Here is a 22,892-nt window from a genome sequence, read left to right as displayed (position 1 = left end):
CGACAGGAGAGACCGTGTCCGCCAGGCCCAGGGTGACCCTGCGCGCGGTCGCAGAGGCGACCAGCCTCCACGTGTCCACTGTGGCCAGAGTGCTCAACGGAACCGCCCAGGTCACCAAGGAGACCGAGGATCGCGTTCGGGCCGCCGCGCGCGAGCTCGGCTACATCCGCAACGAGTACGCGGCCAGCCTGCGCACGCAGCGCACGCGCATCCTCGGCGTGCTCGTGCCGACGCTGACCGACTACGTGCTCGCCGCCGTCTACGAGGGCATCCAGGAGGCCGCGCTGGCCCACGGCTACCGGACCTTCGTCACCAACACCCACGACAACGCCGAGCAGCACGCCGCCGGGCTCGAAGCGCTGCTGTCCTGGGGCGTGGACGGACTGATCATCGGAGACGCGCGGCTCGACGGCAGCGGCCTGGAATCCCTGGTGGCCAACGACATCCCGTTCGTCCTGGTCAGCAGGCGCTCCGGCGAGCACCCCGCGATCACCTGCCACGACGAGCGCGGCGGCGAGCTGGCCGCCGAGCACCTGCTGGGACTGGGGCGCACCAGGATCGCGGTGCTGGCCGGGCAGCCCTACGCGAGCACGTGCGCCGACCGGACCGAGGGGTTCCTGCGCGCCTGCGCGGCGGCGGGGTACCCAGTACCAGAAGAGATGGTGGTCCACAGCGGCTACGACTCGCGCGGTGGCGAGCAGGCGATGAGCGAGGTGCTGGCGCTCGGGCGCGAGCTGGACGCGGTGTTCGCCGTCAACGACGTGGCCGCGATGGGCGCCGCGGGAGTGCTGCGGGCCAACGGCATCGCGGTGGGGGAGGGGATCGCGCTCGTCGGGTTCAACGACATCCCGCTGGCGTCCTCGCTCACGGTGCCGCTGACCACGGTGCGCAGCCCCCTGCGCGCCATGGGCGCCGCCGCCGTCGAGGAGTTGCTGGTCCGCGTCGACGGTGGCGGCGCCCGGTCCCGGCTGCTGCCGCCCGAACTCGTCGTCCGGGCTTCAACGCGTTAGCGCATCGCACGCAGAAAACGTATGAAGCGTGAGAAAGCCAACGGGGTGAATGTGAGGACTGGTCCATTCGGCCGCTTGCTGTCGCGGACAGCCGATTCGAACTCTGTCAAGGACAGTTCCACACAGTTGTTGTCATTTCCGGTATAGCTGCTCTTTCTCCAGGTGCGCGACGGGTTCATCGTCCCTCAAGTGCGTCGACGTGTGCGCGGATCACCGCCGCCGACTCCTCGGGCGTCAGGGTTTCTGCCGAGATGTCGGCGAACATCGCCCGGAACTTCCGAACGTCGCCGTCATTCTCTACCCATTCCCCGCCTCCGGGGTACTCCAAATAGACGGCGTCCGGATAGCCGTCGTCGGCGAAGCCCAGGATCGTTGCCGAGCCGGACATCGTGCCGTAGGCGCCGAAATCGAATGGGATTATCTGAACGGTGACGTTGTCCAGTTCGGCGGCCACCAGCAGGTGCGCCAGCTGCTCCCGCAGCACCCGGAACCCGCCGACCACCCTGCGCAGCACCGTCTCGTCGATCAGCGCGTGCAGGCTCAGCGCCCCCGGGCCGTGCAGCCGCTTCTGTCTGCTCAGCCGCGCCGCGACGGCCCGCTCGACGCCGACGGCCGGGTCGATGAACCTGCGGGCGGCCGCGCGCACCGCCGCCGCGTAATCTGCGGTCTGCAACAATCCCGGAATGCCGGTCGACTCCAACGTTTGTACGGACGTGGCGTCCGCCTCCGCGCGCAGGAACGTGCGGAACTTGGGGGGAACCGCAGAAGAGTGTTCGATACGGGTGGCGTCCTGTTTGGCGTCGTCCCACAGGGCCTCGGCCTCCCTGCGCTGAGCCTCGTTCGCCGCGTAGAGGGCCAGCATGGCGCCCAGTTCGGCGAAGCCGCAGAGGACGTGACCGTTCTCAATCTTCGAAATCGTCGGCTGGGACTTGCGCAACCGCCCGGCGACCTCCTCGGCCCCGATCCCGGCGCGTTCCCGCAGCTCCTTGAGGAAGGCACCGAGTTTGCGCTTGCGGCGGGTCCTGGTGCCCGGCATTCAGGTGCCTCCTCGCGCAGGTTTGCGCTCAGCCTAAGACAGGGTGAATATTCACTCCGGTGGTGTATGGGCAACCGGGAACGGCTGCCCCTACGCTTCGCACCCGCGGATCGCTGCTGACGCTCGACCCCGCAGGCGAGTCGCGGCGCCACCCTCGCACGACTCGCAAGCCCCCAACACGTCGAGGAGGCGTCGTGATCCGCGCGATCCGGGCCGGTGGCGGCCCGCAGTACCCGCAGCCCGCCACCGAGGCCCCCGCCGCCCGACGAACAGTGGTGTTCGTCTGCCCGCAGGGGCACAACGTCGAGCTGACCTTCGCCGCCGACGCGGACACCCCCGAGGTGTGGGAGTGCCCGAAGCACGGCACGGACAGCCGCGTCTGGTACTCCGACACCAGCGCGGGTACTGAGGACAACGCGGTACCGCGTACCGGAAAGACGCACTGGGAGCAGCTGTGCTCCCGCCGCTCCGAACCCGAGCTGGAGCAGTTGCTCGCGGAGCGGCTCAGCGTGCTGCGCGCCGGTCGCGTCTCCGTCAGCTGAACGCCTGGAGTGACATGATCAGCGGTTCCTTCCAGGACGACACGTCCCTGGTGGAGCTCGGTGCCGCCTTGCGCAGGCTGCGGACGGACTCCGGCCTGTCGCTGCGCGGGCTGGCCAGGAGCATCGGCCTCAACGCGCACAGCGCGCTCGCCGACTACGAGCGCGGCCGCCGGATGATCCCGGAGAACCTGCTGCCGCGCTTCGCCGCGGCCGTCGGCGACACCGACGGCGCGATCGCCGCCTCGCTCGCCGCGCTGCGGGAGCGGGCGGCCGCCGACCTGGCGGAGCTGGCCGAGCAGCGCCACGCCGTCGCCGAGCGCGACACCGCTCCGGCGGGACCGGCACCCGTACCGGCGCCCTCGGCCGCAGTGCCCCCGGCGCCCGCGGACTTCGTCGGCAGGCTGGCGGAGCTGGAGCGGCTGCGCGAGGTGCTCACCGGCGGCGCGCTCGTGGTGCTCAGCGGACCACCCGGGGCAGGCAAGTCCAGCCTCGCCGCGCGGGCCGCGACGGAGGCCGCTGCCGACTTCCCCGACGGCGCGATCCTGCTCGACCTGTGCGACCCGAACCCGACCGAGGCGATGCGCAAAGCGTTGCGCGCCTGCGGGATCGCCGACCGCGCCCTGCCGTCCGACGTGGACGAACTCGGGTCTCTGTACCGGGCGGTACTCGCTACGCGGCGGATGCTCGTGGTGATCGACGGCGCCGCGCACGAGGACCAGGCGCTGCCGCTGCTGGCCTCCTCGCCCGGCTCCGCGCTGCTGGTCACCAGCCGAGGTCCGCTGCACGGCCTGGACACCGCGCGCGCCGTGCACCGCTGCCGGATCGGCCCGCTCACCGAGGACGACGCCGTCGACCTGGTCGCCGCCGTGCTCGGCAGGAGCAGGGTCGACGCCGAACCGGCAGCCGCGCGCAGGATGGCCGCGCTGTGCGACCGCTGGCCCCTGGCACTGCGCATCGCCGCCGCCCGCCTCGTCGACTGGCCCGGCGGACTGCTCGCCGACGCCGTCACCGAACTCGAACGCGAGCACGCGCGGCACGCGTGGCTGCCCGTCGACAGCCGTGCCGTGCGCGGCGTGCTGGAGGTGTCCTACCGGCAGCTCGACGAACCCGCCCGCAGGCTGCTGCGCCGTCTGGCCCTCGCGCCCGGCGGCTGCTTCACCGTCGAGACCGCCGCCGTGGCGCTCGGCGAGTCGCTCCGCTCGGTGCGGCGCGAGCTGGATCGGCTTCACAGAGCCGGATTCCTGCGTCCGGCCGCGACGGAGGGGCGTTCGCGGATGCACGTCCTCGTCCGCGGTTTCGCGCGCTCCCGGGCCGAACAGGACGAGCCCGCGCGGCAGGAGGTCGAGCTGCGCCTGCTGCACGCGCTGCTGGAGACCGCCGCCGACGCCGCGGGCTGGCTCGACCCGACCGCCCAGCACGACCGCGAATCGGCCTTCGGCGGGATCCGCGAGGCGGTGCGCTGGCTCGACGCCGAACGGACCGCGATCCTGGCCGCCGCCGAGAAGGGCTGCCACCTCGACCCCGGCTGGGGGCTCGTCGGACTGCTGCGCCAGATCAGCTGGTACTACCGGCTGCGGTGCGCGTGGCCGGACCTGCGCACGCTCGCTCAGCTCGCGCTCGAACAGGCGCAGCTGCAACAGGACACCGAGGACAAGGCGCACGCGTTGGCCGCGCTTTCCTTGGCAGCGGCCAAAACCGGGCAGCCGGACACCGCGCGCGAGCTCGCCGAGACCGCCGCGGGCCTCGCCCACGGCGACACGATCGCCGGTGCCGAGGTCGCCGCGCTGGACTGCCTCGGCCGCGCGCTGCTCGCGCTGAACCGCCCCGACGCGGCCCGGCAAGCGCTCGCGCGCGCCGTGTCGCTGCGCGGCGACTGGTGGCAGCACGCCGTGTGCTCCAGCAGGCTCGGCGTCGTGCTGGCGAAACTGGGCGAACCCGCGCGAGGCCTTGAGCTGCAACGGCACGCGCTGACCCTCTTCGACGGGCACGGTGACGACCGCGGTGCGGCGCGGACCCGCCTGCGCCTAGGGTTCGTGCTGGTCGAACTGGACCGCCACGCCGAAGCCGTCGAGCAGTACGACCGCGCCTGCGTCACCTTCGAGCGCTTCGGCGACACGTGGAGCCAGGCCGGCGCGTTGCGCGAGGTCGGCAACGGCAGGCTCGTGCTCGGCGAGGACGAGCGGGCCGCCGCCGACCTGCGCCGCGCCGACGCGCTGTTCGCCGCGCAGGGTTGCCGGTGACGCCCGCCCCGACCGCTCCGATTAGGCTTTCCGCCATGCGGAAGACCGCGGCGATGACCGCAATCCTGATCAGCACCGTCCTCGCGGTGACGGGCTGCACGCCCAGCGAGCGCCCCTCCGACCTGCCCGACGGCGGCGCGAACGTGAGCCAGTCCGCCCCGTCCTCGGCGGCGCCGGCCACGACCACCGCGGCCACCGTGTCCGTCCCGGCCGGGCCGCCGTGCGCCGTCGACAAGGTCGTCGTGACCGGGGCGGCCGGGCAGAAGCCCACCGTCACCATCCCGGCGGACTGCGCCCCGCCCGCCGAGCTGCTGACCAAGGACCTGATCCCCGGTACCGGCCCCGCGATCAAGCTGGGTGACGAGCTGCAGATGCACTACGCGCTCTACACCTGGTCGACCAAGAGCGAGAACCAGGCCTCCTTCGGCAGCGCCCCGCTCGAGACGCCGCTGGAGAAGGGCGCGCTCATCGACGGTTGGGTCGAGGGTCTTCCCGGGATGAAGCAGGGCGGCCGCCGCCTGCTCGTCGTCCCGCCCGCCAAGGGCTACAAGGCCGCGGGCAAGGGCAACATCAAGGGCAACGAGACCCTCGTGTTCGTCGTCGATGCCATCAAGGTCGGCGCGTAATTCCCACGAGCCCGGCGCCGTCCGTGTGACGGCGCCGGGCTTCGTGCTGCTCGCGCTCCTGCTGGCCGGTTGCGCCCCTCCGGGCGAAAGGCCCTCGGAGCTGCCCGACGGTGGAGCGAGTCTCGGTACGACCCGCCCGGCTCCTGGGCCGACGGTCCCCCTCGCGAAGGCCACGCCGATCACCCCGGCCGGTCCCGTGTGCTCCACGGCGGAGATCTCCGTGCGGCTCAACGGTTCCCAGCGCCCCAGCATCGCGCTGCCCACCGGCTGCGCTCCGCCGGCCGAGCTCGTCACCAAAGACCTCGTTCGCGGCGCGGGCACCTCGGTCGGCCGCGGCACCCCTGTCCGGATGCACTACGCGCTGGCCACCTGGTCCGACCGCCGCGAGGTGGAGAGCACCTTCGGCGGCGAACCCGTGCCCTTCGTCGTCGGCGACGGCACCGGCGTTCCCGGTTGGCACGACGGCGTGACCGGAATGAGCACCGGCGGGTACCGCGTGCTCGTCGTCCCGCCCGCGAAGGGCTTCGGCCAGCGCGGGCAACGGGAGGTCAAGGCCGACGAGACCCTGGTGTTCGTCCTGCACATCGCCCAGGCCGGCTAGACCTGCAGCTCGCTCTCGATGCGCTTGAGGTGGTGCCTGGCCAGCGCGAGGTTCGCCGACTCCCGCTCCAGCACCAGGTACAGGAACAGCGAGGTCCTGGACTTCGCGGTGTCGATCAGCCGGATCAGGTGGTACTGGCGGTGCAGCGTGATCAGGATGTCCTCGATGCTGTCGTTGAGCGCGAGCGTGGACATCACCCGCATCTTCGAGCGGACGACCTCGGTGTTGCCCGCCGCCGCGAGGTCCAGGTTGAGCCAGTCACCGCCACCGCTGGTGCCGAGCGACATCCCGCTGTCGTAGTCGACCAACGCGACACCGACCGCGCCCGCGATGGACATGGCCTCTTTCAACGCCGTATCGATGTTCATCTCGTACCACTTCCTTTGCCTCAACTGGTGGTCTGGGTTCTGCGACGTGCTTTGGGAGTCGGGCTGGGCTGCGCGGTCAGGACCGAGCTGATCCGCGCGATGACGGGCTGGGCCTCGTGGAGCAGGCGACCGAGGTTCAGCCCCTTGTCGCCGAGCACGACCATCAGCGCGGTCCGGCCGACGGCGTACACGGCCATGTAGCCGCCGCTGCTGAACACCACGGTCTGGCTCAGCGCGCCGTGCCCGATCACCTCGACCGCCTGGCGCGCGACGCCGAGGTCGGCGGCGGCGAGCGCGGAGACGTTCGCCGGATCGACTCCTGCCCCGGCGTCGGCGAAGATGGGTATTCCGTCGACACCCGCCAGAACGATGTCGGTGACCCCGGCCACCGTTTCCCGGAGACTGCGCAGTTCGGCGGCCAGTGCCTCATAGTCCACTGTTCTTCCCCTCTGTTCCGGAAAGGTCGAGCACCTCTGGCGGAGCGGGCCACCGCGATGGCCTCGTGCGTTTCCGGGAATCGGCTCCCTCCCTTTCCCGGTGGCGGGCGGGCAGCGGTCCCTGGTCGATGTCCGGAGAGGCGGCGCGCTCCGGTCGCGCACGGGGGCGCAGCGACGTGTGGCCCCAGTTGACCGAGCCGAAGGAGGCCTCGTCGGAGGCGATCTCCAGCAGGCCCTCGGTGAGCATCCGGGAGATCTCGACGGTGATCGGGTAGACGCCCCTGCTGATCACGAAGGCGATGTCGCGCGCGGTGCGCCTGCCGGTGGCGTTGTCGAGGATCCTGCGCCGCTGATCGGTCAGGGCGCGCGCGAGCGCCTCGCTCCCCGGCACCACGCGTTCGCGGAAGGGCGACAACGGGAAGGGCATCGCGGCGAGCGCGTCCAGCCGCCGAGTCGTTTCCAGGACCAGCAGGTCGGGGGCCACCCCGTCGGCGGCGCTCAGCAGCACGTCAAGGGGGCTGTCGACGATGTGGTCCTCGACCTCGCCAGCAGCGGTGGCGAACGCCCCGTCGTGCACGGCCACCGTGATCAGCGCCTGGAGTTCGCGGGCTCCGATGGTGCCACGGGCGATCAGCGTCGCCTGGTGCGACCGCCTTCCGGTGCCCTCGCTCAGCGCCGCGGTCCAGTCCTGTTCGCTGACCCTGCCCGAGCGCAGCAGCAGTGCTTCCGCTCCCGGGGACCCGGGGCTCTCCACCGCGATCACCGCGCCCTCGCGCAGGTGGAAAAGGCCACCGGGGTTGCCGACGACGCGCACCGTCGCGGTGACGCGATCAGCGTGGCACTGCGCCAGGGCACGTGCGAGGACGTCGCACGCGGCTCGGTGGTCGCGTTTCAGGGGGCGCTCCGTGGGGGACTCGGTACCGGAAAAGGCGGTGGGAGAACTTGTCGCTGATTCGAGTTTCTCCCCCTCATCGAAGGCACTGCCGCCCGCGTTACTTCTTGCCGGTCACCGGGTGAGGCCTTGCACGGTCGGGTGAAAGTTTTCTTTTCTGGTAACGAGTTCGCTTTTGTCGGAGATTTCTCGGGTGTCTCCCGAATGTTCGTGAATTTCCGTTGATCGAGCGGGTTGGCGATTTCTTCTGCGGGCGGTGCCGAAGCGGGGGCCGTGACCACAGGCAACCGGCTGGGGTACCGCTCCGAGCCGTGCTGGCGCGGCGGGCTCCGCCGGGTGGTGCTCCTCGCGCCCGGGACGCCGCGCCGAGTTTTGTGGGCTACAAACCAACATGTCGCCGTCGTCGGTCGGCCGCCACGGGTGCGGAGTGTGGATTTTCCTTGCTGTGCAAGCGTTTCCGTGTCCGGCAGCTTCGTTTATCGGATAGCCCCGCGGTCGCGCTCCGAGCGCCTCGCACCAGGCCTGAGCGGCACCGTCGTGCTGCGCCCGGGTCGCGGAAATCCTTTCCCTGGTACGGAAAACGCACTCGGGTCAGGTAACGAAGACGGGACGTGCGGATAACGGCACGTGGTCGAGCGGACACTCCCGGCATAGAGTCTGCCGCCCGTCCGGCCGCTCACGTCGGGGACGGATCGAACCGCGGTCGAACCGGGAAGGAGAACCGTGTGAAGCACGAGGCGCTGACCGCCGAGTTGCGCGCCCTGCGGGAGCAGGTCGCCGGGATCACCGACACGGTGCTCGGCACGGCGGACGGCCTGCTCATCCTGGCGGACACCGCCGACGGGATCGACCCTGGCGGTCTCTCCGCGCTCGCCGCCGCCGGTCTCGGCCTCGCCCGCAGGACCGCCGAAGCGACCCGGCAGGGCTCGCTGCGGCAGACCGTCGTCCACAGCAGCGGTGGCTGCACTGCCGTGTACGCGGTCGGCAGGCGGGCTCTGGTGGTCGTGCTGGGCGATGAGGGACTGGACGTCGAGCGACTGCACCAGCAGGCCCAATCCGCGATCGAGCGCATCGACGCGATCCTCTCCGCCACGCCCCCACCCGAGCACGAGTGAGAAGAAGAGGACTGTGGACACCTCAGGAAAGAACCAGCTCGCCCTGTCCGACCAGGTGATCTCCGTCGCCAGGCGCTTGCGGCAGGAGGTCCCCGACTGCCTGGCCACCGGTGTCGTGGACATGGCGACCGGCATGCTGATGGCCTGCGAGACCACCGACAGCCACCCGTCGGAGGTGCTCGACCTGCTCGCCGGAGCGACGCTGGAGCTGTTCCAGGGCCGCACGGTGACGATGATCGAGGACATCTTCAAGGAGCGCAGGGGCGTCACCAGCGCCGAGCGCTACTTCCAGGAGGTCCTGGTCAACAGCACCAACCTGACGCACCTGTTCATCCGCGACGAGCGCGGTGCCGACCTCGTGGTCGTGGTCGTCTGCCCCAGAGCGGTGAACATCGGCATGCTCTTCGCCGCGACGAGGAGGGTGCTGAAGGGGCACTTCGCGCTGATCTAGTCAGCTCGGCCCAGTTCAGCACGATTGCGGAGCCCTGCTTTCCGCGATAGTCGTCCAGAACTTCGTTGCATTTGCGTAACGGGCACTCTCCGGGGAACGTGGAAATTCTTCATCCCGGTGTGCGACGGGACTTCGCCCGTTTTTCCGGCTCACTTCTTGGGTGTTCTGGCCTCGCTGACCAGCAGCAACTCGGCTCGCGTGATTATTTGCCGATTTCCTGCTCCTTGTTGTTGAATGATTACGGAAAATTGATCATTGCGCCTGGTGATTTGTTCGAGCGTGAAGTGATGGCCGCTGGCGCTGTCGCCACTTACGCTGCGCGCCGCGATTGTTTCTCAGCGAATGTGAGGAGTGTGCGGATGTTTTCCAGAGTTGCGGTGGCCGGACTCGTCGTGGCGGGCTGTGTGCTCGCTGGATCCCCGGCGTCAGCGTCGGTGTCGGCGCAGTACTCGTGCTCGGGGCTCACCCAGAGCAGGTACGGCGTCACCATCAAGTGCGATTACCCCTGGTGGGAACTCGCGATCAACTGCACCCGGCTCGGTCCGGTCGGCGGCGCGGAGATCGTGGTCGTCGACCGGGAGCGCTACTCCAACGTGGCGGCGACCTTCTGCCCGCCCAACTACTTCTATGACATGAGCTGGCCCTCGTGGCGGGTGACTCGGATCTGGTGACCCAGGCCGGGTTCTCCAGCTGACGGACGAGCCAGTCCGCCCGGTGGGATCAGGGGCGCGTTGGCGTGAGGAACCGAAGGCCTCCTCGGGTCGCCGGCGCGGATGTCGTGATCCACGCCGAGCGCGGGAGGCCTTCCCTCGTGCTCGGGCAAGGGCGAACGCCGATCGTTTCCTAGGCCCTGTCCTGTAAGTCATCAGGTTTCCCGGTCTTCAAGACCACCCAACCCGCATCCCCGCCGTCTCCAACGACTGCAAACCCCCGCAAGGCCGCAGGGATTGCGGCGGTTAGCGATGATCAACAGAGGGGTTCGCGGGTCTTGAAGACACCCCAACGCCGGCGGCACCGTGACCGGAACACACAGCGCAACCATTTGCAGGACAGGCTCTAGCCGGGAGCCGCGATCCCGAACGCCCGGAGGAACGTGTCCACCGCGGCGTTGACGACCGCCTCGATGTCCACAGTGGACTCTTTTCGGGACCGCCCCTCCCACGGTCCGGTCAGCAGGGCGAGGAACTGCTCCGCCGCCACGGCCGGATCGCACTGCCGGAGCCGCCCCGTCAAGCACAGCCGCGCGAACCGGTCGGCGAGCGCTTCATCGACCCACGAACATCCCGCCGACCCGGTCAACCGGCGCAGCGCGCGGGAGCGGTCATCCGAGTAGATCCGCAGCAGGCCGAGGCCCACGTCCGCCAGAGCGGCACGGAGCTCGCCGGGCTCACGCAGGCGCTCGACGACGGCGAGGCTGTCGGTTCGCACCGCCTCGGCGACGGTCTCGGTCGCGTGGCGGAACAGGGTTTCCTTGTCGGTGAGGTGGTTGTACACGGTCGGCTTGGCCACACCGGCTTCGTCGGCAATCTCCTGCACGCAGGCCTGGTCGTAGCCGCGGCGCGCGAAGACGGTGAAGGCGGCGTCGAGGATGGCCGCGCGCTTGTCGATCCGTCCGCGCGTGGCGGTGCGCCGGGGTGAACTCACGTCCACAGGGTATTCGGCCCCGATCGGCGCAGTCTGCCAAGAGCTGTGTGAAAGACGTACAGCTTTTGGCGGATGGTCGCCGTGCCGCGCTCCTCAATAGGTTCCGCTGGGGACGGTCCCCGGTGGGAGTGGGTGGTTGGAGTGCGCTCGTCGTTGTCGAGGCTCCTGGTCCTCGCGGTCGCCGCGACGGTGGCCTTCGGCGTGCCGTCAGCGGTCGCGGCACCGGGGAACAACCTGACGCCGATCGACCCGAAGAACTGGGAGAACCCCCAGGACATGACGTGGTCGGACTACCGGAAGGTACCGGGTACCAACTGGGCCGATCCCGCCGGCAAACCGACGAAGCGGACGTTCAAGGGCGCGCTGGTGCTCGCGGACTACTCCGACCAGGACTTCGTGGTGACCAAGCCGCCGCGCTCGGACGTCTTCGGCAACCCCTCGCAGCTGGCCAACAACATCCCCCGGCCGCAGGTCGCGAAGTTCTACCAGGACTTCCTGAACAAGCCGAACACGGTGAACCGGGGGCACACGCTGCACGAGTACTGGATGGAGGCCTCCGGCGGGCGGATCGGCGTCGAGCTGACCGCGTTCGGCGCCTACCGGATGCCGGGCAAGTCCTTCGAGTACGGGATGGAGTTCCAGGGCGCGGGCGCGTGCCCCGAGGGCTCGACGTGCAACCGGGACCTGCGCACGGACGCGGGCAAGGCGTGGCGGACCGAGGTCGGCAACGAGGTGCCCAAGCAGTTCGACTTCGTGTTCTTCCTCAGCGCGGGCCAGGACGAGTCGTCCACCTGGCAGGAGTTCGGCGAGATGCTGTTCCAGCGCAAGGAGGACGTGCCGGACTCCTTCGGCCCGCCGGACCCGAAGCTGCCGAACTGGGCCAAGACCCGCTACGTGGAGTGGACCTCGTGGAAGGCCGCGTCGGCGATCTGGCCGAACGCGGGCGGCGGGTCCTCGACGCAGGCGGAGAGCTCCGGGCACGGCACCTTCGCCCACGAGCTGAGCCACATCCTCGGCATCGGCGACAACTACAACAACCCCTTCGGCAAGCCGCCCGTGCGCGCCTACACCGGGCCGTGGGAGATGATGAGCCGAGGCACGTTCAACGGCCCAGGTGGTACTCATACCCGCTGGAAGATCCCGCCGGACGCCGGGGGCGCGATGGGCTCGCACCACATGCTGCGCACCAAGGCCAAGCTCGGCATGGTCGACCCGGCGCACGTGCTCCAGCTCGAACGGGACGCGCTCGCCAGGTCCGGGATCGTCACCGCCAGGGTCACCGCCCGCGAGGTGCAGCCGGGCAAGGGCGGGCTGATGGGCCTCAACGTCGCGTTGAAGACGGGGGACAAGTCGCCCAGGTGCAGCCAGAGCACCGATCCGTTCTGCGACGGCGGCGGCTACAACAACTACACCGTCGAGGTCGTCGACCGGATGGGCGCGGACTCGTTCACCCCGGACAGCGGCGTGCTGTTCACCAAGACCAAGAACGCCGACGCCGCGCCGTTCGAGTGGATCATCGACGCGAACCCGGCCGACATCGACCTGGTGGACTTCTACCGGCCGGACGGGACCCCGGTGAAGGTCACGATCGGCGACCCGCGCCAGCTCGCCGACGCCCCGTTCCGCGCGGGCACGGGTTCCGGCAGCAAGTACGAGCACGTCGACACCGCGAACCGGCTGCACCTCTACGTCGCCGACATCCACCGCGACCAGCAGGGCGTGCTGTCCTACACCGTCGCGGTGCGCTCGCTCGACGGAGCGGGGCCGCACTCGCGTGGACTGGTACTCGGTCCCTCGGGGGCCTCGCGCCCGGATCGCAACGGTGTCGCGCAGTGCACGTTCCCGCTCTCCAACACCGGGCGGACGCTGCCGGTGACCGGCCAGCCGCAGGACGTCTCGTCCTATGTGGACGGTGACGTGTACCGGCTGAAGGCCACCGCGCCCGCGGGCTACGAGGTGCGGCTGCCGAACGAGCTGGCCGCGGTGAAGGTGGGCGCCAAGGTCGACATCCCGCTGAGCGTCGTGCGCACGGGCAACCCGGCGGGCGTGCTCGCCGAGGCCACGCTGACCGCCACCTCGGAGAGCGACCCGACCAAGACTGCGACGGCGAAGTGCCTCGTTCCCGCTCGCTAGGCGTGCTCGCGCTGCTGCTGCTGCTGGCCGGGTGCGGCGGCGCGAGCACGGAGGTGAAGCTGCTCGTGCGGGACGGCACGGTGCGTTCCGTGGGCTCGGAGTGCTCCGGTACCGGCGCCTATGCCTCGCTGCACCGATCGGCGAAGTTCGTCGTGCGCGGTGTGGGCGGGGAGCAGGTCGCCAGCGGGGTGCTCCCCGCCGGTAAAGCCGTTGCGGCGCTTGAAGAGGATCTCGAGGTTCCGCGCGTGCCGACGTTCTGCGAACTGACGTTCGAGGTGTCGCTGCCCGCCGCCGACGCGTACGACCTCGTCGTCGACGGAGAACCGATCCGCTTGCAGCGCAAGGACAACCAGGCCGTGGGGATGGTGCCGTGAAGCGCCTGCTCGCCGCACTGCTGCTGCTCGTCGCGGCCTGCTCGCCGGAATCGCCGCGCGGTGGGAGGCAGGCGCTTCCCGGGCCGGCGCCCGCCGGGGTGAGCTACCCCGACGTGAAGGGCGCCAGTGCGCCGAAGCTCACCCTGTCCCTCGTGGACGGAACGCGAGTGTCCACAGAGGACTTGTGGCGGGATCGCCCGCTGGTGCTGCTGTTCTTCAGCTCTTGGTGTGGCAAGTGCGCGGAGGCGCAGCCGGACTTCACCGCGCTCGCCGAGAAGCACCGGGACGCGGTCGCCTTCCTCGGTGTCGCGGGACGGGATTCCGACAGGGACCTGCGCCGCTACCTCGACGAGCACAGGGTGAGCTACCCGGTGGCTCGCGACGACGCGGAGCAGAGCGCCGGACGCGCCTTCGCGTTGCGGGAACCGCCTCTGGTCGCGGTGGTGGCCAAGGGGGGCGCGCTGGTGAAGGGCTGGCCCGGCGGGACGAACGCGAACGCCGTCGCGGCGGAGCTGGCCGCACTGTTCCACCAGCGCTGAAGCGGCATTCCTCGATCGGTGAAATCGAGTGCCGCGCAAGGACGACGTGGCTACTGTCGCGCGAGTGGTCAACGACGCGACGGTGAACGGCAAGGCAACGATGGCCGAGAGCTGGGAGGAGCAGGCCCGCAACTGGGTGGCCTGGGTGCGCCGACCGGACTTCGATTCCTACTGGTACTACCGCGACGGCTTCTTCGACCTCGTCGGCGACCCCGGCACCGCGACGCTGGACCTCGGGTGCGGCGAGGGCAGGGTCAGCCGCGACCTCAAGGCGCGCGGGCACCGGGTGACCGGCGTCGACATCGCGCAGACCATGATCGACCACGCCGTCGAGGCCGACCCGGACGGCGACTACCGGGTCTGCGACGCGCGCGAGCTGCCCTTCGACGACGGGGTCTTCGACGTCGTCGTCGCCTACTGCACGTTCATGGACGTGGACGACCTGGCCTCCTCCGTGGCCGAGGCGGCTCGCGTGCTCGCGCCGGGCGGCCGGTTGTGCATCGCCACCACGCACCCGCTCAACGACGCCGGGCACTTCGAGACCGGCCCGGACGGGCGGCGGCGCTTCGTGATCGAGGAGTCCTACTTCGCCCGCCAGCGCGTCGAGGAATCCATCGAGCGCGACGGGATGGTGATGACCTTCCACGGCTGGACCAACCCCCTCAGCGCCTACACGCGGGCGCTGGAGAACGCCGGGCTGGTGATCGAGTCGATGCGCGAGCCGATCTTCGAGATGAAGGGCAGACGGGACGAGCTGATCCCGTACCACCTGTGGACGAGGGCGGTGCGTCCCGCATGAGCCTGCGCATCGCCGGTGACCGCGCGACCCTGCGCGACTGGGCGCCCGAGGACGCGGCCGCACTGCCCGGCCTGCTCGCACCGCACCGGCGATGGCACGACACCAACGGTCCGTACCTGGGCAGGCCCACCGAGGAGCAGGTGGAGATCAAGGTCCGGCTGCTCGCCGAGCGGGCGCGGCTGCTGCCCGACGAGCTGCCGACGCCCCGGACCTCGCTCGCGGTACTCGATACCGGTTCGAACCGGCTCATCGGGGAGGTCAGCTGGTACTGGGAGTCCGAGGCCACGAACTGGCGCCGGATGGGCATCGTGATCTTCGACGAGGTCTACTGGGGCGGCGGTTACGGCACCGAGGCGCTGCGGTTGTGGACCGACTACCTCTTCGCCCGCACCTCCGCGCCCCGGCTGGACTTCGCCACCTACTCCGGGAACCCGGGCATGGCCGCCGTCGGGCGCAAGCTCGGGTTCACGGAGGAGGCGCGCTTCCGCAACGCCCGCGCGTGGAACGGGCAGGTCCACGACGGGCTCGTTTTCGGGGTGCTGCGTGAAGAATGGCTCGCGCGCCGCGACGGTCTCGGCTGAGCCCTATCGCGAGGTCGCCACGGTGAAGTTCGAGAAATAGGCGTGCACCGTGGACTTCGGTCCCCAGCTGGTGTCGTGGCCGCCGAAGAACGTCGAGAAGAAAACGCCTCGGAACGGAATCCCGCCGATTCCGTCGACGGCGTTGGTGGAGAGCACCTGGCGGCCGTCGTACCAGACGGTCACGTTGCCGGTCGAACGCGTGATGGCCTGTTCGATCGTGTGCGTCTGGCCGTCGGCGGCGAAGCGCCAGCTGCCGAGGCCGACGTCCTTGCCGTAGCCGTTCCCGCTGGGCGTGTAGACGTAGACCTCGCCCTTGCCGCCGTCGCGCCACATGAACCTGGTCGACCAGCCGCCGTGGCTGCCGCCGCTCTGGCTTCCCGGGTCACCGCCGTAGAGGCCCGGCAGCTTGCCGCCCCTGCTGAAGTCGAAGTTCGTCGGGAACCGCACGTGATAGCGCAGGTAGAGCGTGTTCGCCGACTGGAGGTCGGAGCGGCCGGCGCGGTTGAGGTCTTGGTAGAACTGCCCGCCCCCGGTGGTCGGGCAGTTGGTGCACGATGGCGCCGAGGAGCCCCTGCCGTAGGTGACATCGAGCGTGCTCCCCGAGGACTTCATGTCGTTGAAGCCCCATTTGCCGCGGGTGTCGATGCCCCAGCTGTTCGACCACGAGGTGGACGGGAAACCGCTGAAGCCCCCGCTCCACGGGGCCGGTGCGGCGGAGGCGGGCAGGCCGGCTGTCATTCCGGCGACCACCGCGAGAGCGAGGAGTGTTCCGCGCAGCCGAGAACCCAGAGACATGGTCGTTCCCTTCGGTCGACGAGCGTCTTTGCCGCGGCGGCCCGAAAGGGACGATAAAGGTCTCGAAGGGATTGTTCAAGAATGTCTTCTGGATTCATGAATGTGAATATCGGCGTTATCCGGAATGCTCCGCCACCGAGCTGGTCAGCTTCCGCAGCAGCGCGCGCAGCTGGTCGAACTCGGCCAGTTCCAGACCCATCGCCGTGCCGATCGCGGGCGGCAGCTCCAGCGCCCGCGCGCGCAGCGCGGCACCCTCCCCGGTGAGCTTCACCAGCACCGAGCGCTCGTCGTCGACCCTGCGCTCCCGGTGCACGAGCCCAGCCTTCTCCAGCCGCTTGAGCAGCGGCGACAGCGTGCCGTAGTCCAGTTGCAGCGCGGCGCCGAGGTCCTTCACCGGGCACGCGCCGTTCTCCCAGAGCGCGAGCATCACCAGGTACTGCGGGTAGGTCAGCCCGAGCTTGTCCAGCAGCGGCCGGTAGAAACCGGTGACCGCCCTCGACGCCGCGTACAGCGCGAAGCAGACCTGGTCGTCGAGGCGCAGCGAGGGCTCGGTCATGGCAGGAGTTTAGTGCGCCGACGATGAGATCGCGGGCAAGCTAAACGTGAGGAATAGGAACCCCGAAGCCGGGGTTACCCCAGAGGGACCGACGAGCGAGGAGCCGGCACATGGCAACTGTCGAACTGACCACCGAGAACTTCGAGCAGGTGGTCGGCGGCGAGGGCACCGTGCTCGTCGACTTCTGGGCGTCGTGGTGCGGGCCGTGCCGGATGTTCGCCCCCGTCTACGAGGCCGCCTCCGAGCGCCACGAGGACATCGTGTTCGGCTCGGTGAACACCGAGGAGCAGGTGCAGATCGCCTCCGCGTTCAACATCTCCTCCATCCCGACGCTGATGGTCTTCCGCGAGGGCGTCGTGCTCTACGCGCAGCCCGGCGCGCTGCCCGAGGCGAGCCTGGAGGAGCTGATCTCCCAGGCCCGTGCCGTCGACATGACCGAGGTCCACCGCCAGGTCGCCGAGCAGGCAGCGAAGAACTCCTAGCCACCGCGAACCCCCTGCACCGCGCGAGGGTTTGTGCTGGTTGACGACCGCTGAGGTGGGGGTTCGCGGGTCTTGAAGACCGGCGGACCCGGGGGCGCGCAGGGCACGGCCCGGCCTGGCGCCCCGGGGCTTAAGTGGTACTCAGTTCCACTTGGGACTCGGCCTCCGCTGGGACTGCGTAGGCTCGTGGAGTGCTGGAACTCGGTTTCACGGCGCAGGACCTCGCGCGGACGCGCTTCGCGTTCTCCCCGCTGTGGGAGGTCGTGGCGAGCGTCCGCGTGCTGAAGGAGCCTGCCGCGCACGCGCTGCACCTTCCGTGGATCTCCGCCGCCACCGAGCGGGTTCGCGGGCTCGACCTGCGGGTGCTCGACGCCCTGGTGCCCGTACCCGCGCTGTGCCTGCCCGCGTTCCTCGCACCGACCCCGACGACCCCGGTCCCGGACCTCGCCGACGAGCTCGACGCCCTGCGCGCGGTCCCCGAAGACGAGGTCCGCGCCGGGGTCGACCTCCTGGGGAACCCTCCGGTGCTCCAAGCGCTCTACGACGATCCGGCCAAGGGCTTGGCGGAGCTGGCCGACACCGTCGCGGCGTACTGGGACACCGCGCTCCTGCCGCACTGGCCGAGGATTCGCGCGTTGCTGGAGGGCGAGGTGCTCTACCGCTCCCGGCGCCTGGCCGAGGGCGGGGCCCAGCGGCTCTTCGTCGACCTGGACCCCGCGGTCAGCTGGACCGGCGACAGCCTGGTGGTGCAACGGAAAACGCCCGCGAAGCTGCAACTGGACGGTCGCGGGCTGGTGCTGGTGCCCTCGGTCTTCGTCTGGCCGAAGGTGTTCTCCAAGATCGTCGACTCGTGGCAGCCGGTGCTGCGCTACCCGCCGCGCGGGATCGCCACCCTGTGGGAGCGCGGGCGGAACCCGGTCCCGGACGCGCTCGCCGCGGTACTCGGTCCCTCACGGGCCCAGATCCTCGCCGAACTGGACGCCCCGGCCTCCACGACGGAACTGGCGCGCCGGACGGGGATCACGGCGGGCGGGGTGTCGCAGCAGCTGTCGTTGCTGCGCGACGCCGGGCTGGTCACCTCGAACCGGACCGGGCGTTTCGTGCTCTACCAGCGGACCCCGGCCGCCGACGCCCTGCTGGGGGCAGGGGCCGGGGTCGACGGGCTCAGCTCGTCGTGAGCAGCAGCTTGCCGGTGGTCCTGCGTCCCTGAAGGTCCTCGTGGGCCCGCCGCGCGTCGTCGAGGGAGTAGCGCCCGCCGATCGCGATGTCGAGCTTGCCCGCCTGGATGGCCTCGAACACCTCACCCGCCCGCCACAGCAGTTCCTCGCGGGTCGCGGTGTGGTGGCCGAGGGACGGGCGGGTGAGGAACACCGACCCGGCCTGGTTGAGGCGCTGCGCGTCGAAGGGCGGCACCGCGCCGCTCGCCGCGCCGTAGAGGGCGAGCAGGCCGCGCGGGCGGAGGCTGGCCAGGCTCGCGTCGAAGGTGTCCTTGCCGACGCCGTCGTAGACCACGTGCGCGCCAACGCCTCCGGTCAGCGCGCGCACCCGTTCCGCGACGTCCTCCTCGGTGTAGCGGATGACCTCGTCGGCACCGGCCGCGCGGGCCAGCTTCTCCTTCTCCTCCGTGGAGACCGTGCCGATCACGCGCCCACCGCGCGCCTTGACCATCTGCGTGAGCAGCAGCCCCATCCCGCCCGCGGCGGCGTGCACGAGCGCCACGTCGCCCTCGGCGACCGGATGGGTCGACGCGGTGAGGTAGTGCGCCGTCATGCCCTGCAGCATCGCGCCCGCGGCGATCTCCAGGTCCACAGTGGACGGAACGGGAACGAGCTGCGCGGCGGGGGCGAGGACCTGCTGCGCGTAGCTGCCGATCGCCGAGGCCCAAGCCACCCTGTCGCCGACCGCGAACTCCGTCACGCCCTCGCCGAGCGCCGCGACGGTGCCCGCGCCCTCGAGTCCGAGCGTGAACGGCAGCGGGATCGGGTAGGCACCGGTGCGGTGGTAGGTGTCGATGTAGTTCACCCCGGCGGCGGCCACGTCCACCAGCACGGTTCCGGGACTCGGTTCCAGCTGGTCCCGCGTTTCGGCGATGAGGACCTCGGGTCCGCCGTGGGATCGAACGACTACCGCCCGCATGTTGCCTCCCTGACTGGGCTTGCCTGACTGCTCAAGGCCAACATGCGGGCGGCGCGGTGTGTTCCCGGCTCACGCGTCCCTGCGGAGCCGGGCCAGCCTGCGCTCGGTCGGCCAGCGCACGTCCCACGCCCAGCCGAGCTTCTCGAAGAACCAGATCACCCGCGCGGAGATGTCGATCTGCCCGCGCAGCACGCCGTGCCGGGCGCAGGTCGGGTCGGAGTGGTGCAGGTTGTGCCAGGACTCGCCGAAGGAGAAGATCGCCAGCGGCCACACGTTGGCGGCCTTGTCCTTGGACTTGAACGGCCGGTCGCCGATGAGGTGGCAGATGGAGTTCACCGACCAGGTCACGTGGTGCAGGAACGCCACCCGGACGAGGCCCGCCCAGAAGAACGCGGTCAGCGCGCCCCACCACGACCACGTCAGCAGCCCGCCCAGCACGCCGGGCAGCAGGAAGCTCGCGGTGGTCAGGTACGGCAGTAGCTTGTCGATGCGCTGAATGTTCTTGTCCGCCAACAGGTCCGGGGCGAAGCGCTGCGCGTTGGTGACCTCGTTGCCGAACATCCAGCCCATGTGCGCGTGCCAGAACCCCTTGGCCAGCGCGGCGGGCGTGGTGCCGTAGGCCCACGGCGAGTGCGGGTCGCCCTCCTTGTCGGAGAACGCGTGGTGCCTGCGGTGGTCGGCCACCCACGCGGTGACCTCGCCCTGCACCGCGAGGTGCCCGCACAGCGCCAACGCGATCTTGAGGCCGCGCTTGGCCTTGAACGAACCGTGGGTGAAGTGCCGGTGGTAGCCGACCGTGACGCCGAGCCCGGCGATCACGAAGAACAGCGCGAACAGCGCCACGTCCACCCACCCGAGGCCCCAGCCCCACGCCAGCGGCGCGGCGACCAGGAAGGCCAGCGTCGGCGGGATCAGCACGAACAACCGCACCGCGAGGTGCGCGGCTGGTGTGCCCTCCAGCAGCGGTTTCGGGCCGGAGGAGGTCTCGACCGGGGTCATCGTCATGCCTCAGGACACTGCCCGGCCGGGGGCGCCCGAACACTGGTGCTGACCCCCGGACCACGACTGCGGTTTTCCCGTTAAGGTCACCGAGTGGGTCGGCTGGACGCTTCGCAACGACGCGAGCAGATCGTGGCCGCGGCGCACCGGGTGCTCGTGGAGCAGGGCGTGCGGGCCGCGACGACGCGCCGCGTCGCGGCCGAGGCCGGGGTCACCGTCGGCCTGATCCACTACCACTTCGCCACCAAGGACGAGCTCTTCGCCGAGGTGCTCGCGCGCTCGACGGAGTCGCTGGTGCGGGCCGTCCGCACCGCCTCGCCCGAGGGCAGCACGCTCCAGGAGTGCGTGCGAGGGCTGATCGCCCGCGTGGTGGCGCGCTCGGACGTGCTGCTCGGGCAGCTCCAGTTGACCATCGCGGTGATGCGCGGAGCGGAGCTGGCCCAGCTGGCCACGGCGAAGTACCGGGCGGTCGTGGCCGCGCTCGCCGAGCGGTTCCGGGAAACACCCGATCCGCCCGCCGATCCCGAGGCGCTGGCGCTGGTGTTCCTCACCGTCGCCGACGGTCTCGTGGTGATCGCTTCGGCGCTGCCGGAAGCGCGCGGAGCGGCCGAGGCGGCCGAGCGAACGATTCTCTCCGGCATCGCCCTGAGCACGCCGACCAGCCCCGGGACCCCCAGGAATTAACTCGAACGGGTTAGTGGAATCCCGGCTCCTTGCGTTTGCCACGCCCATATTTGACGATTCCTGCAGTGACACCCCTGCACCACGTTGATCATCCCTGTGAAAACCGAAAGCTGCGTGCGATGGCTCAATCTCTGGAGTCGTGGATCGAATCCGACGTCCGGCCGTTCGAGGACAAATCGCTGTCGTATTTGTCTCAATATCATTTCTTTCGCGATCCGACAAGGGCGGCGTCCTGTGACCCCGGCCTGTTCTTCGCCCCCGCCGACGGCATCCTGCTCTACCAGGGCGTGGTCAAGGCGGACGAGCCGGTCGTGGAGATCAAGGGCGTGCCGTACACGCCGAGGGACGCGTTACGCGATCCCGATTTCGACCGGCCCAGCCTGGTCATCGGGATCTTCATGACCTTTTTCGACGTCCACGTCAACAGGATTCCCTATTCTGGAAGGCTTTCCTGGCGCACGGTCGAGCCGATCGACACCCTCAACCATCCGATGCTGGCGATGGAGCAGGACCTGTTGACGGAGTTGCGCATCGATCCCGACCGCGCCGGATACCTGCACCACAACCAGCGCGTGGTGAACCGGATCGACGTTCCCGCGCTGCGCCAGTCCTACTACGTGCTGCAGATCGCCGACCACGACGTCGACGCGATCACCCCGTTCGCCCTGCGCCAGAACCGGCCGGTGTTCCAGGGACGGCGGTTCTCCCAGATCCGCTACGGCTCCCAGGTGGAGCTGGTCATCCCGCTGTCCGACCACGCCGAGTTCGTGCCGCTGCAGCGGACCGGGACGCACGTGCAGGCCGGGGTCGACCCCCTGGTCCGCGTGCACTTCCCCGGCCAGGAGCAGGAAGGAGAAACAGCGGCATGATCGCCGTTGTCCCGCAGCAGCCCTCGCTCGACCCGTGGGAGCCTGCGGCGCTCCCGGCCAACCCCAGCCAGCTCACCCGCCCGGCCTTCCTGATGAACGCTCCCTTCTCCGCACCGGTGGTGCGGGCGCGTCCGACGGAGCGCGTGCCCCGGCCGCGCAAGGCCTTCGCCCAGTTCTTCGACCTCTACCACCTGGTCGCGGCCGAGGCACTGGTGACGGTGCTGCCGACGCCCTGCCTGAACGGCTTGCCCGAGCTGGTCTACACCGCGAACCTCGGCGTGGTGCTCGAGCACGCCGGTGACCGCGACACGGTGGTGATCTCCAACCACCCCGACGCACCGCGCCGCGCCGAAGCCGAGGTGGGGGCGGGGTTCTTCCACGCGATGGGCTATCGCACGCACGTGCCGGAAGGGCGCTTCGGCGGCGAGGCGGACCTGAAGCACTTGCGCGACAACGTCTACGTCGGCGGGTGCGGCTCGTTCTCCGACGCCGAGACCTACGACTGGATGGAACGCGCCTTCGACATGCGCGTGCTCCGGCTGGCGCTGACCGACCCGGAGCTGGCACGCCTGGACCGCGTGGTCTTCCCGCTCACCAAGGAGAAAACCCTGGTGTGCGCCGAACTCTTCGAGCGGGCGGAGCTCGCGGAGCTGGAGCGGCACACCGAGATCGTCCCCGTGTCCATCGAGGACTGCTACGCGGGCGCGTGCGGCTCGGTCCGGCTGCACAACGTGTGGCTGAACTCCTCGCACGTGCACGACCTGCGCGCGGGAACCGAGGAGTACCAACGGGAAGTCGCCAAGAACCGGCGCATCGAGGACATCGCCTCGGCGCTGGCGTTCGAGGTGAACTACGTGAACCTCTCCGAGTACCGCCAGGACGGCGCACAGCTCTCGGCGATGCTGTTGCACCTCAACAGGTTCTCGTACGCGTTCCAGATGCTGTGAGGAAGCGGGGCGTCGGCGGCCACCGACGCCCCTCCT

General features: G+C 70.0%; 28 protein-coding genes. 18 read left to right on the top strand and 10 right to left on the bottom strand.

Annotated elements, in window-relative coordinates; genetic code table 11:
• Positions 1-14 precede the first annotated feature (14 nt).
• Positions 15-1,010, top strand: coding sequence for a LacI family DNA-binding transcriptional regulator (locus tag ABD798_RS35515; RefSeq protein WP_344885419.1), 996 nt, complete (start codon positions 15-17; stop codon positions 1,008-1,010).
• On the opposite strand, the gene ABD798_RS35510 is transcribed toward ABD798_RS35515, so the two are convergent.
• Complete coding sequence (locus ABD798_RS35510; RefSeq protein ID WP_344885416.1) at positions 1,007-1,189, bottom strand: DUF397 domain-containing protein; 183 nt, start codon at positions 1,187-1,189, stop codon at positions 1,007-1,009. The two genes, ABD798_RS35515 and ABD798_RS35510, sit on opposite strands and share 4 nt — an antisense overlap.
• Positions 1,186-2,046: a helix-turn-helix domain-containing protein gene (locus ABD798_RS35505; protein WP_344885413.1), complete on the bottom strand. Its 861-nt coding sequence runs from the start codon at positions 2,044-2,046 to the stop codon at positions 1,186-1,188. The genes ABD798_RS35510 and ABD798_RS35505 overlap by 4 nt, the downstream gene beginning before the upstream one ends.
• Positions 2,047-2,240: 194 nt before the next feature.
• Here ABD798_RS35505 and ABD798_RS35500 point away from each other — a divergent pair, with 194 nt between their 5' ends.
• The 4 genes from ABD798_RS35500 to ABD798_RS35485 are packed head-to-tail and all read left to right on the top strand — an operon-like array spanning position 2,241 to position 6,055.
• Positions 2,241-2,588: an RNA polymerase-binding protein RbpA gene (locus ABD798_RS35500; protein ID WP_344885410.1), complete on the top strand. Its 348-nt coding sequence runs from the start codon at positions 2,241-2,243 to the stop codon at positions 2,586-2,588.
• A 14-nt stretch (positions 2,589-2,602) separates the two neighbouring features.
• Positions 2,603-4,828 (top strand): tetratricopeptide repeat protein, encoded by a 2,226-nt coding sequence (locus ABD798_RS35495; protein WP_344885407.1) that lies wholly within the window; start codon positions 2,603-2,605, stop codon positions 4,826-4,828.
• Positions 4,829-4,863: 35 nt separating this feature from the next.
• A complete protein-coding gene (locus ABD798_RS35490) occupies positions 4,864-5,454 on the top strand; it encodes an FKBP-type peptidyl-prolyl cis-trans isomerase (RefSeq protein WP_344885404.1) in 591 nt (196 codons plus the stop codon).
• Positions 5,432-6,055, top strand: coding sequence for an FKBP-type peptidyl-prolyl cis-trans isomerase (locus ABD798_RS35485; RefSeq protein WP_344885401.1), 624 nt, complete (start codon positions 5,432-5,434; stop codon positions 6,053-6,055). Before ABD798_RS35490 ends, ABD798_RS35485 begins: the two co-directional genes overlap by 23 nt.
• Here ABD798_RS35485 and ABD798_RS35480 read toward each other — a convergent pair.
• Genes ABD798_RS35480 through ABD798_RS35470 form a run of 3 tightly spaced genes read right to left on the bottom strand, consistent with a single transcriptional unit; the run spans position 6,052 to position 7,674 of the window.
• Positions 6,052-6,423, bottom strand: coding sequence for a hypothetical protein (locus tag ABD798_RS35480; RefSeq protein ID WP_344885398.1), 372 nt, complete (start codon positions 6,421-6,423; stop codon positions 6,052-6,054). The genes ABD798_RS35485 and ABD798_RS35480 overlap by 4 nt on opposite strands.
• 20 nt (positions 6,424-6,443) lie before the next feature.
• A complete protein-coding gene (locus ABD798_RS35475) occupies positions 6,444-6,860 on the bottom strand; it encodes a roadblock/LC7 domain-containing protein (protein WP_344885395.1) in 417 nt (138 codons plus the stop codon).
• Positions 6,850-7,674, bottom strand: coding sequence for a hypothetical protein (locus ABD798_RS35470; protein ID WP_344885392.1), 825 nt, complete (start codon positions 7,672-7,674; stop codon positions 6,850-6,852). The genes ABD798_RS35475 and ABD798_RS35470 overlap by 11 nt, the downstream gene beginning before the upstream one ends.
• Before the next feature lie 803 nt (positions 7,675-8,477).
• On the opposite strand from ABD798_RS35470, the gene ABD798_RS35465 reads away from it, so the two are divergent.
• From ABD798_RS35465 to ABD798_RS35455, 3 genes are all read left to right on the top strand, one after another.
• On the top strand, positions 8,478-8,867 hold the full coding sequence (locus tag ABD798_RS35465; RefSeq protein WP_344885389.1) for a roadblock/LC7 domain-containing protein: 390 nt from the start codon (positions 8,478-8,480) through the stop codon (positions 8,865-8,867).
• 13 nt (positions 8,868-8,880) lie between these two features.
• Positions 8,881-9,318, top strand: a complete 438-nt coding sequence (locus ABD798_RS35460; RefSeq protein ID WP_344885386.1) for a hypothetical protein — start codon at positions 8,881-8,883, stop codon at positions 9,316-9,318.
• Between the two features lie 359 nt (positions 9,319-9,677).
• Entirely contained in the window at positions 9,678-9,989 is a 312-nt protein-coding gene (locus ABD798_RS35455; protein WP_344885383.1) for a hypothetical protein, read from the top strand.
• Between the two features lie 385 nt (positions 9,990-10,374).
• Here the strand turns inward: ABD798_RS35455 and ABD798_RS35450 are convergent, their stop codons facing one another.
• Positions 10,375-10,962: a TetR/AcrR family transcriptional regulator gene (locus ABD798_RS35450; protein WP_344885380.1), complete on the bottom strand. Its 588-nt coding sequence runs from the start codon at positions 10,960-10,962 to the stop codon at positions 10,375-10,377.
• 141 nt (positions 10,963-11,103) lie between these two features.
• Here ABD798_RS35450 and ABD798_RS35445 point away from each other — a divergent pair, with 141 nt between their 5' ends.
• From ABD798_RS35445 to ABD798_RS35425, 5 genes are read left to right on the top strand one after another with little or no spacing between them, the layout of a single operon-like run.
• Positions 11,104-13,095 (top strand): M6 family metalloprotease domain-containing protein, encoded by a 1,992-nt coding sequence (locus ABD798_RS35445; protein ID WP_425549323.1) that lies wholly within the window; start codon positions 11,104-11,106, stop codon positions 13,093-13,095.
• Positions 13,096-13,097: 2 nt separating this feature from the next.
• Positions 13,098-13,469: a hypothetical protein gene (locus tag ABD798_RS35440; RefSeq protein ID WP_344885377.1), complete on the top strand. Its 372-nt coding sequence runs from the start codon at positions 13,098-13,100 to the stop codon at positions 13,467-13,469.
• Positions 13,466-14,008, top strand: coding sequence for a TlpA family protein disulfide reductase (locus tag ABD798_RS35435; protein WP_344885374.1), 543 nt, complete (start codon positions 13,466-13,468; stop codon positions 14,006-14,008). Before ABD798_RS35440 ends, ABD798_RS35435 begins: the two co-directional genes overlap by 4 nt.
• A gap of 46 nt (positions 14,009-14,054) precedes the next feature.
• Positions 14,055-14,807 (top strand): class I SAM-dependent methyltransferase, encoded by a 753-nt coding sequence (locus ABD798_RS35430; protein WP_344885372.1) that lies wholly within the window; start codon positions 14,055-14,057, stop codon positions 14,805-14,807.
• Positions 14,804-15,388, top strand: a complete 585-nt coding sequence (locus ABD798_RS35425) for a GNAT family N-acetyltransferase (RefSeq protein ID WP_344885370.1) — start codon at positions 14,804-14,806, stop codon at positions 15,386-15,388. Before ABD798_RS35430 ends, ABD798_RS35425 begins: the two co-directional genes overlap by 4 nt.
• Before the next feature lie 3 nt (positions 15,389-15,391).
• Here ABD798_RS35425 and ABD798_RS35420 read toward each other — a convergent pair whose 3' ends face one another.
• Together ABD798_RS35420 and ABD798_RS35415 are read right to left on the bottom strand one after the other, a co-directional pair.
• Entirely contained in the window at positions 15,392-16,183 is a 792-nt protein-coding gene (locus tag ABD798_RS35420) for a polysaccharide lyase (protein WP_344885368.1), read from the bottom strand.
• 115 nt (positions 16,184-16,298) lie between these two features.
• Entirely contained in the window at positions 16,299-16,739 is a 441-nt protein-coding gene (locus ABD798_RS35415; protein WP_344885365.1) for a MarR family winged helix-turn-helix transcriptional regulator, read from the bottom strand.
• Positions 16,740-16,849: 110 nt separating this feature from the next.
• On the opposite strand from ABD798_RS35415, the gene trxA reads away from it, so the two are divergent.
• Both trxA and ABD798_RS35405 read left to right on the top strand, forming a co-directional pair.
• Positions 16,850-17,221: a thioredoxin gene (trxA, locus tag ABD798_RS35410; protein ID WP_344885362.1), complete on the top strand. Its 372-nt coding sequence runs from the start codon at positions 16,850-16,852 to the stop codon at positions 17,219-17,221.
• Between the two features lie 191 nt (positions 17,222-17,412).
• Complete coding sequence (locus ABD798_RS35405; RefSeq protein ID WP_344885359.1) at positions 17,413-18,399, top strand: ArsR/SmtB family transcription factor; 987 nt, start codon at positions 17,413-17,415, stop codon at positions 18,397-18,399.
• Here ABD798_RS35405 and ABD798_RS35400 read toward each other — a convergent pair.
• Together ABD798_RS35400 and ABD798_RS35395 are read right to left on the bottom strand one after the other, a co-directional pair.
• Positions 18,386-19,357: a quinone oxidoreductase family protein gene (locus ABD798_RS35400; protein WP_344885357.1), complete on the bottom strand. Its 972-nt coding sequence runs from the start codon at positions 19,355-19,357 to the stop codon at positions 18,386-18,388. The two genes, ABD798_RS35405 and ABD798_RS35400, sit on opposite strands and share 14 nt — an antisense overlap.
• A gap of 69 nt (positions 19,358-19,426) precedes the next feature.
• Positions 19,427-20,362 carry an acyl-CoA desaturase gene (locus ABD798_RS35395; RefSeq protein WP_344885355.1) on the bottom strand — a complete coding sequence of 312 codons (936 nt, stop codon included), beginning with the start codon at positions 20,360-20,362 and terminating at the stop codon, positions 19,427-19,429.
• 87 nt (positions 20,363-20,449) lie between these two features.
• On the opposite strand from ABD798_RS35395, the gene ABD798_RS35390 reads away from it, so the two are divergent.
• From ABD798_RS35390 to ABD798_RS35380, 3 genes are all read left to right on the top strand, one after another.
• Positions 20,450-21,040: a TetR/AcrR family transcriptional regulator gene (locus tag ABD798_RS35390; protein ID WP_344885352.1), complete on the top strand. Its 591-nt coding sequence runs from the start codon at positions 20,450-20,452 to the stop codon at positions 21,038-21,040.
• Positions 21,041-21,159: 119 nt separating this feature from the next.
• Positions 21,160-21,909 carry a phosphatidylserine decarboxylase gene (locus ABD798_RS35385; RefSeq protein WP_344885349.1) on the top strand — a complete coding sequence of 250 codons (750 nt, stop codon included), beginning with the start codon at positions 21,160-21,162 and terminating at the stop codon, positions 21,907-21,909.
• Positions 21,906-22,856: an amidinotransferase gene (locus ABD798_RS35380; RefSeq protein WP_344885346.1), complete on the top strand. Its 951-nt coding sequence runs from the start codon at positions 21,906-21,908 to the stop codon at positions 22,854-22,856. The genes ABD798_RS35385 and ABD798_RS35380 overlap by 4 nt, the downstream gene beginning before the upstream one ends.
• Positions 22,857-22,892: the final 36 nt, after the last annotated feature.

This window comes from Allokutzneria multivorans, assembly GCF_039537405.1.
Lineage (GTDB): Bacteria > Actinomycetota > Actinomycetes > Mycobacteriales > Pseudonocardiaceae > Allokutzneria > Allokutzneria multivorans.
This window is presented reverse-complemented; position numbering and strand designations above follow the sequence as displayed.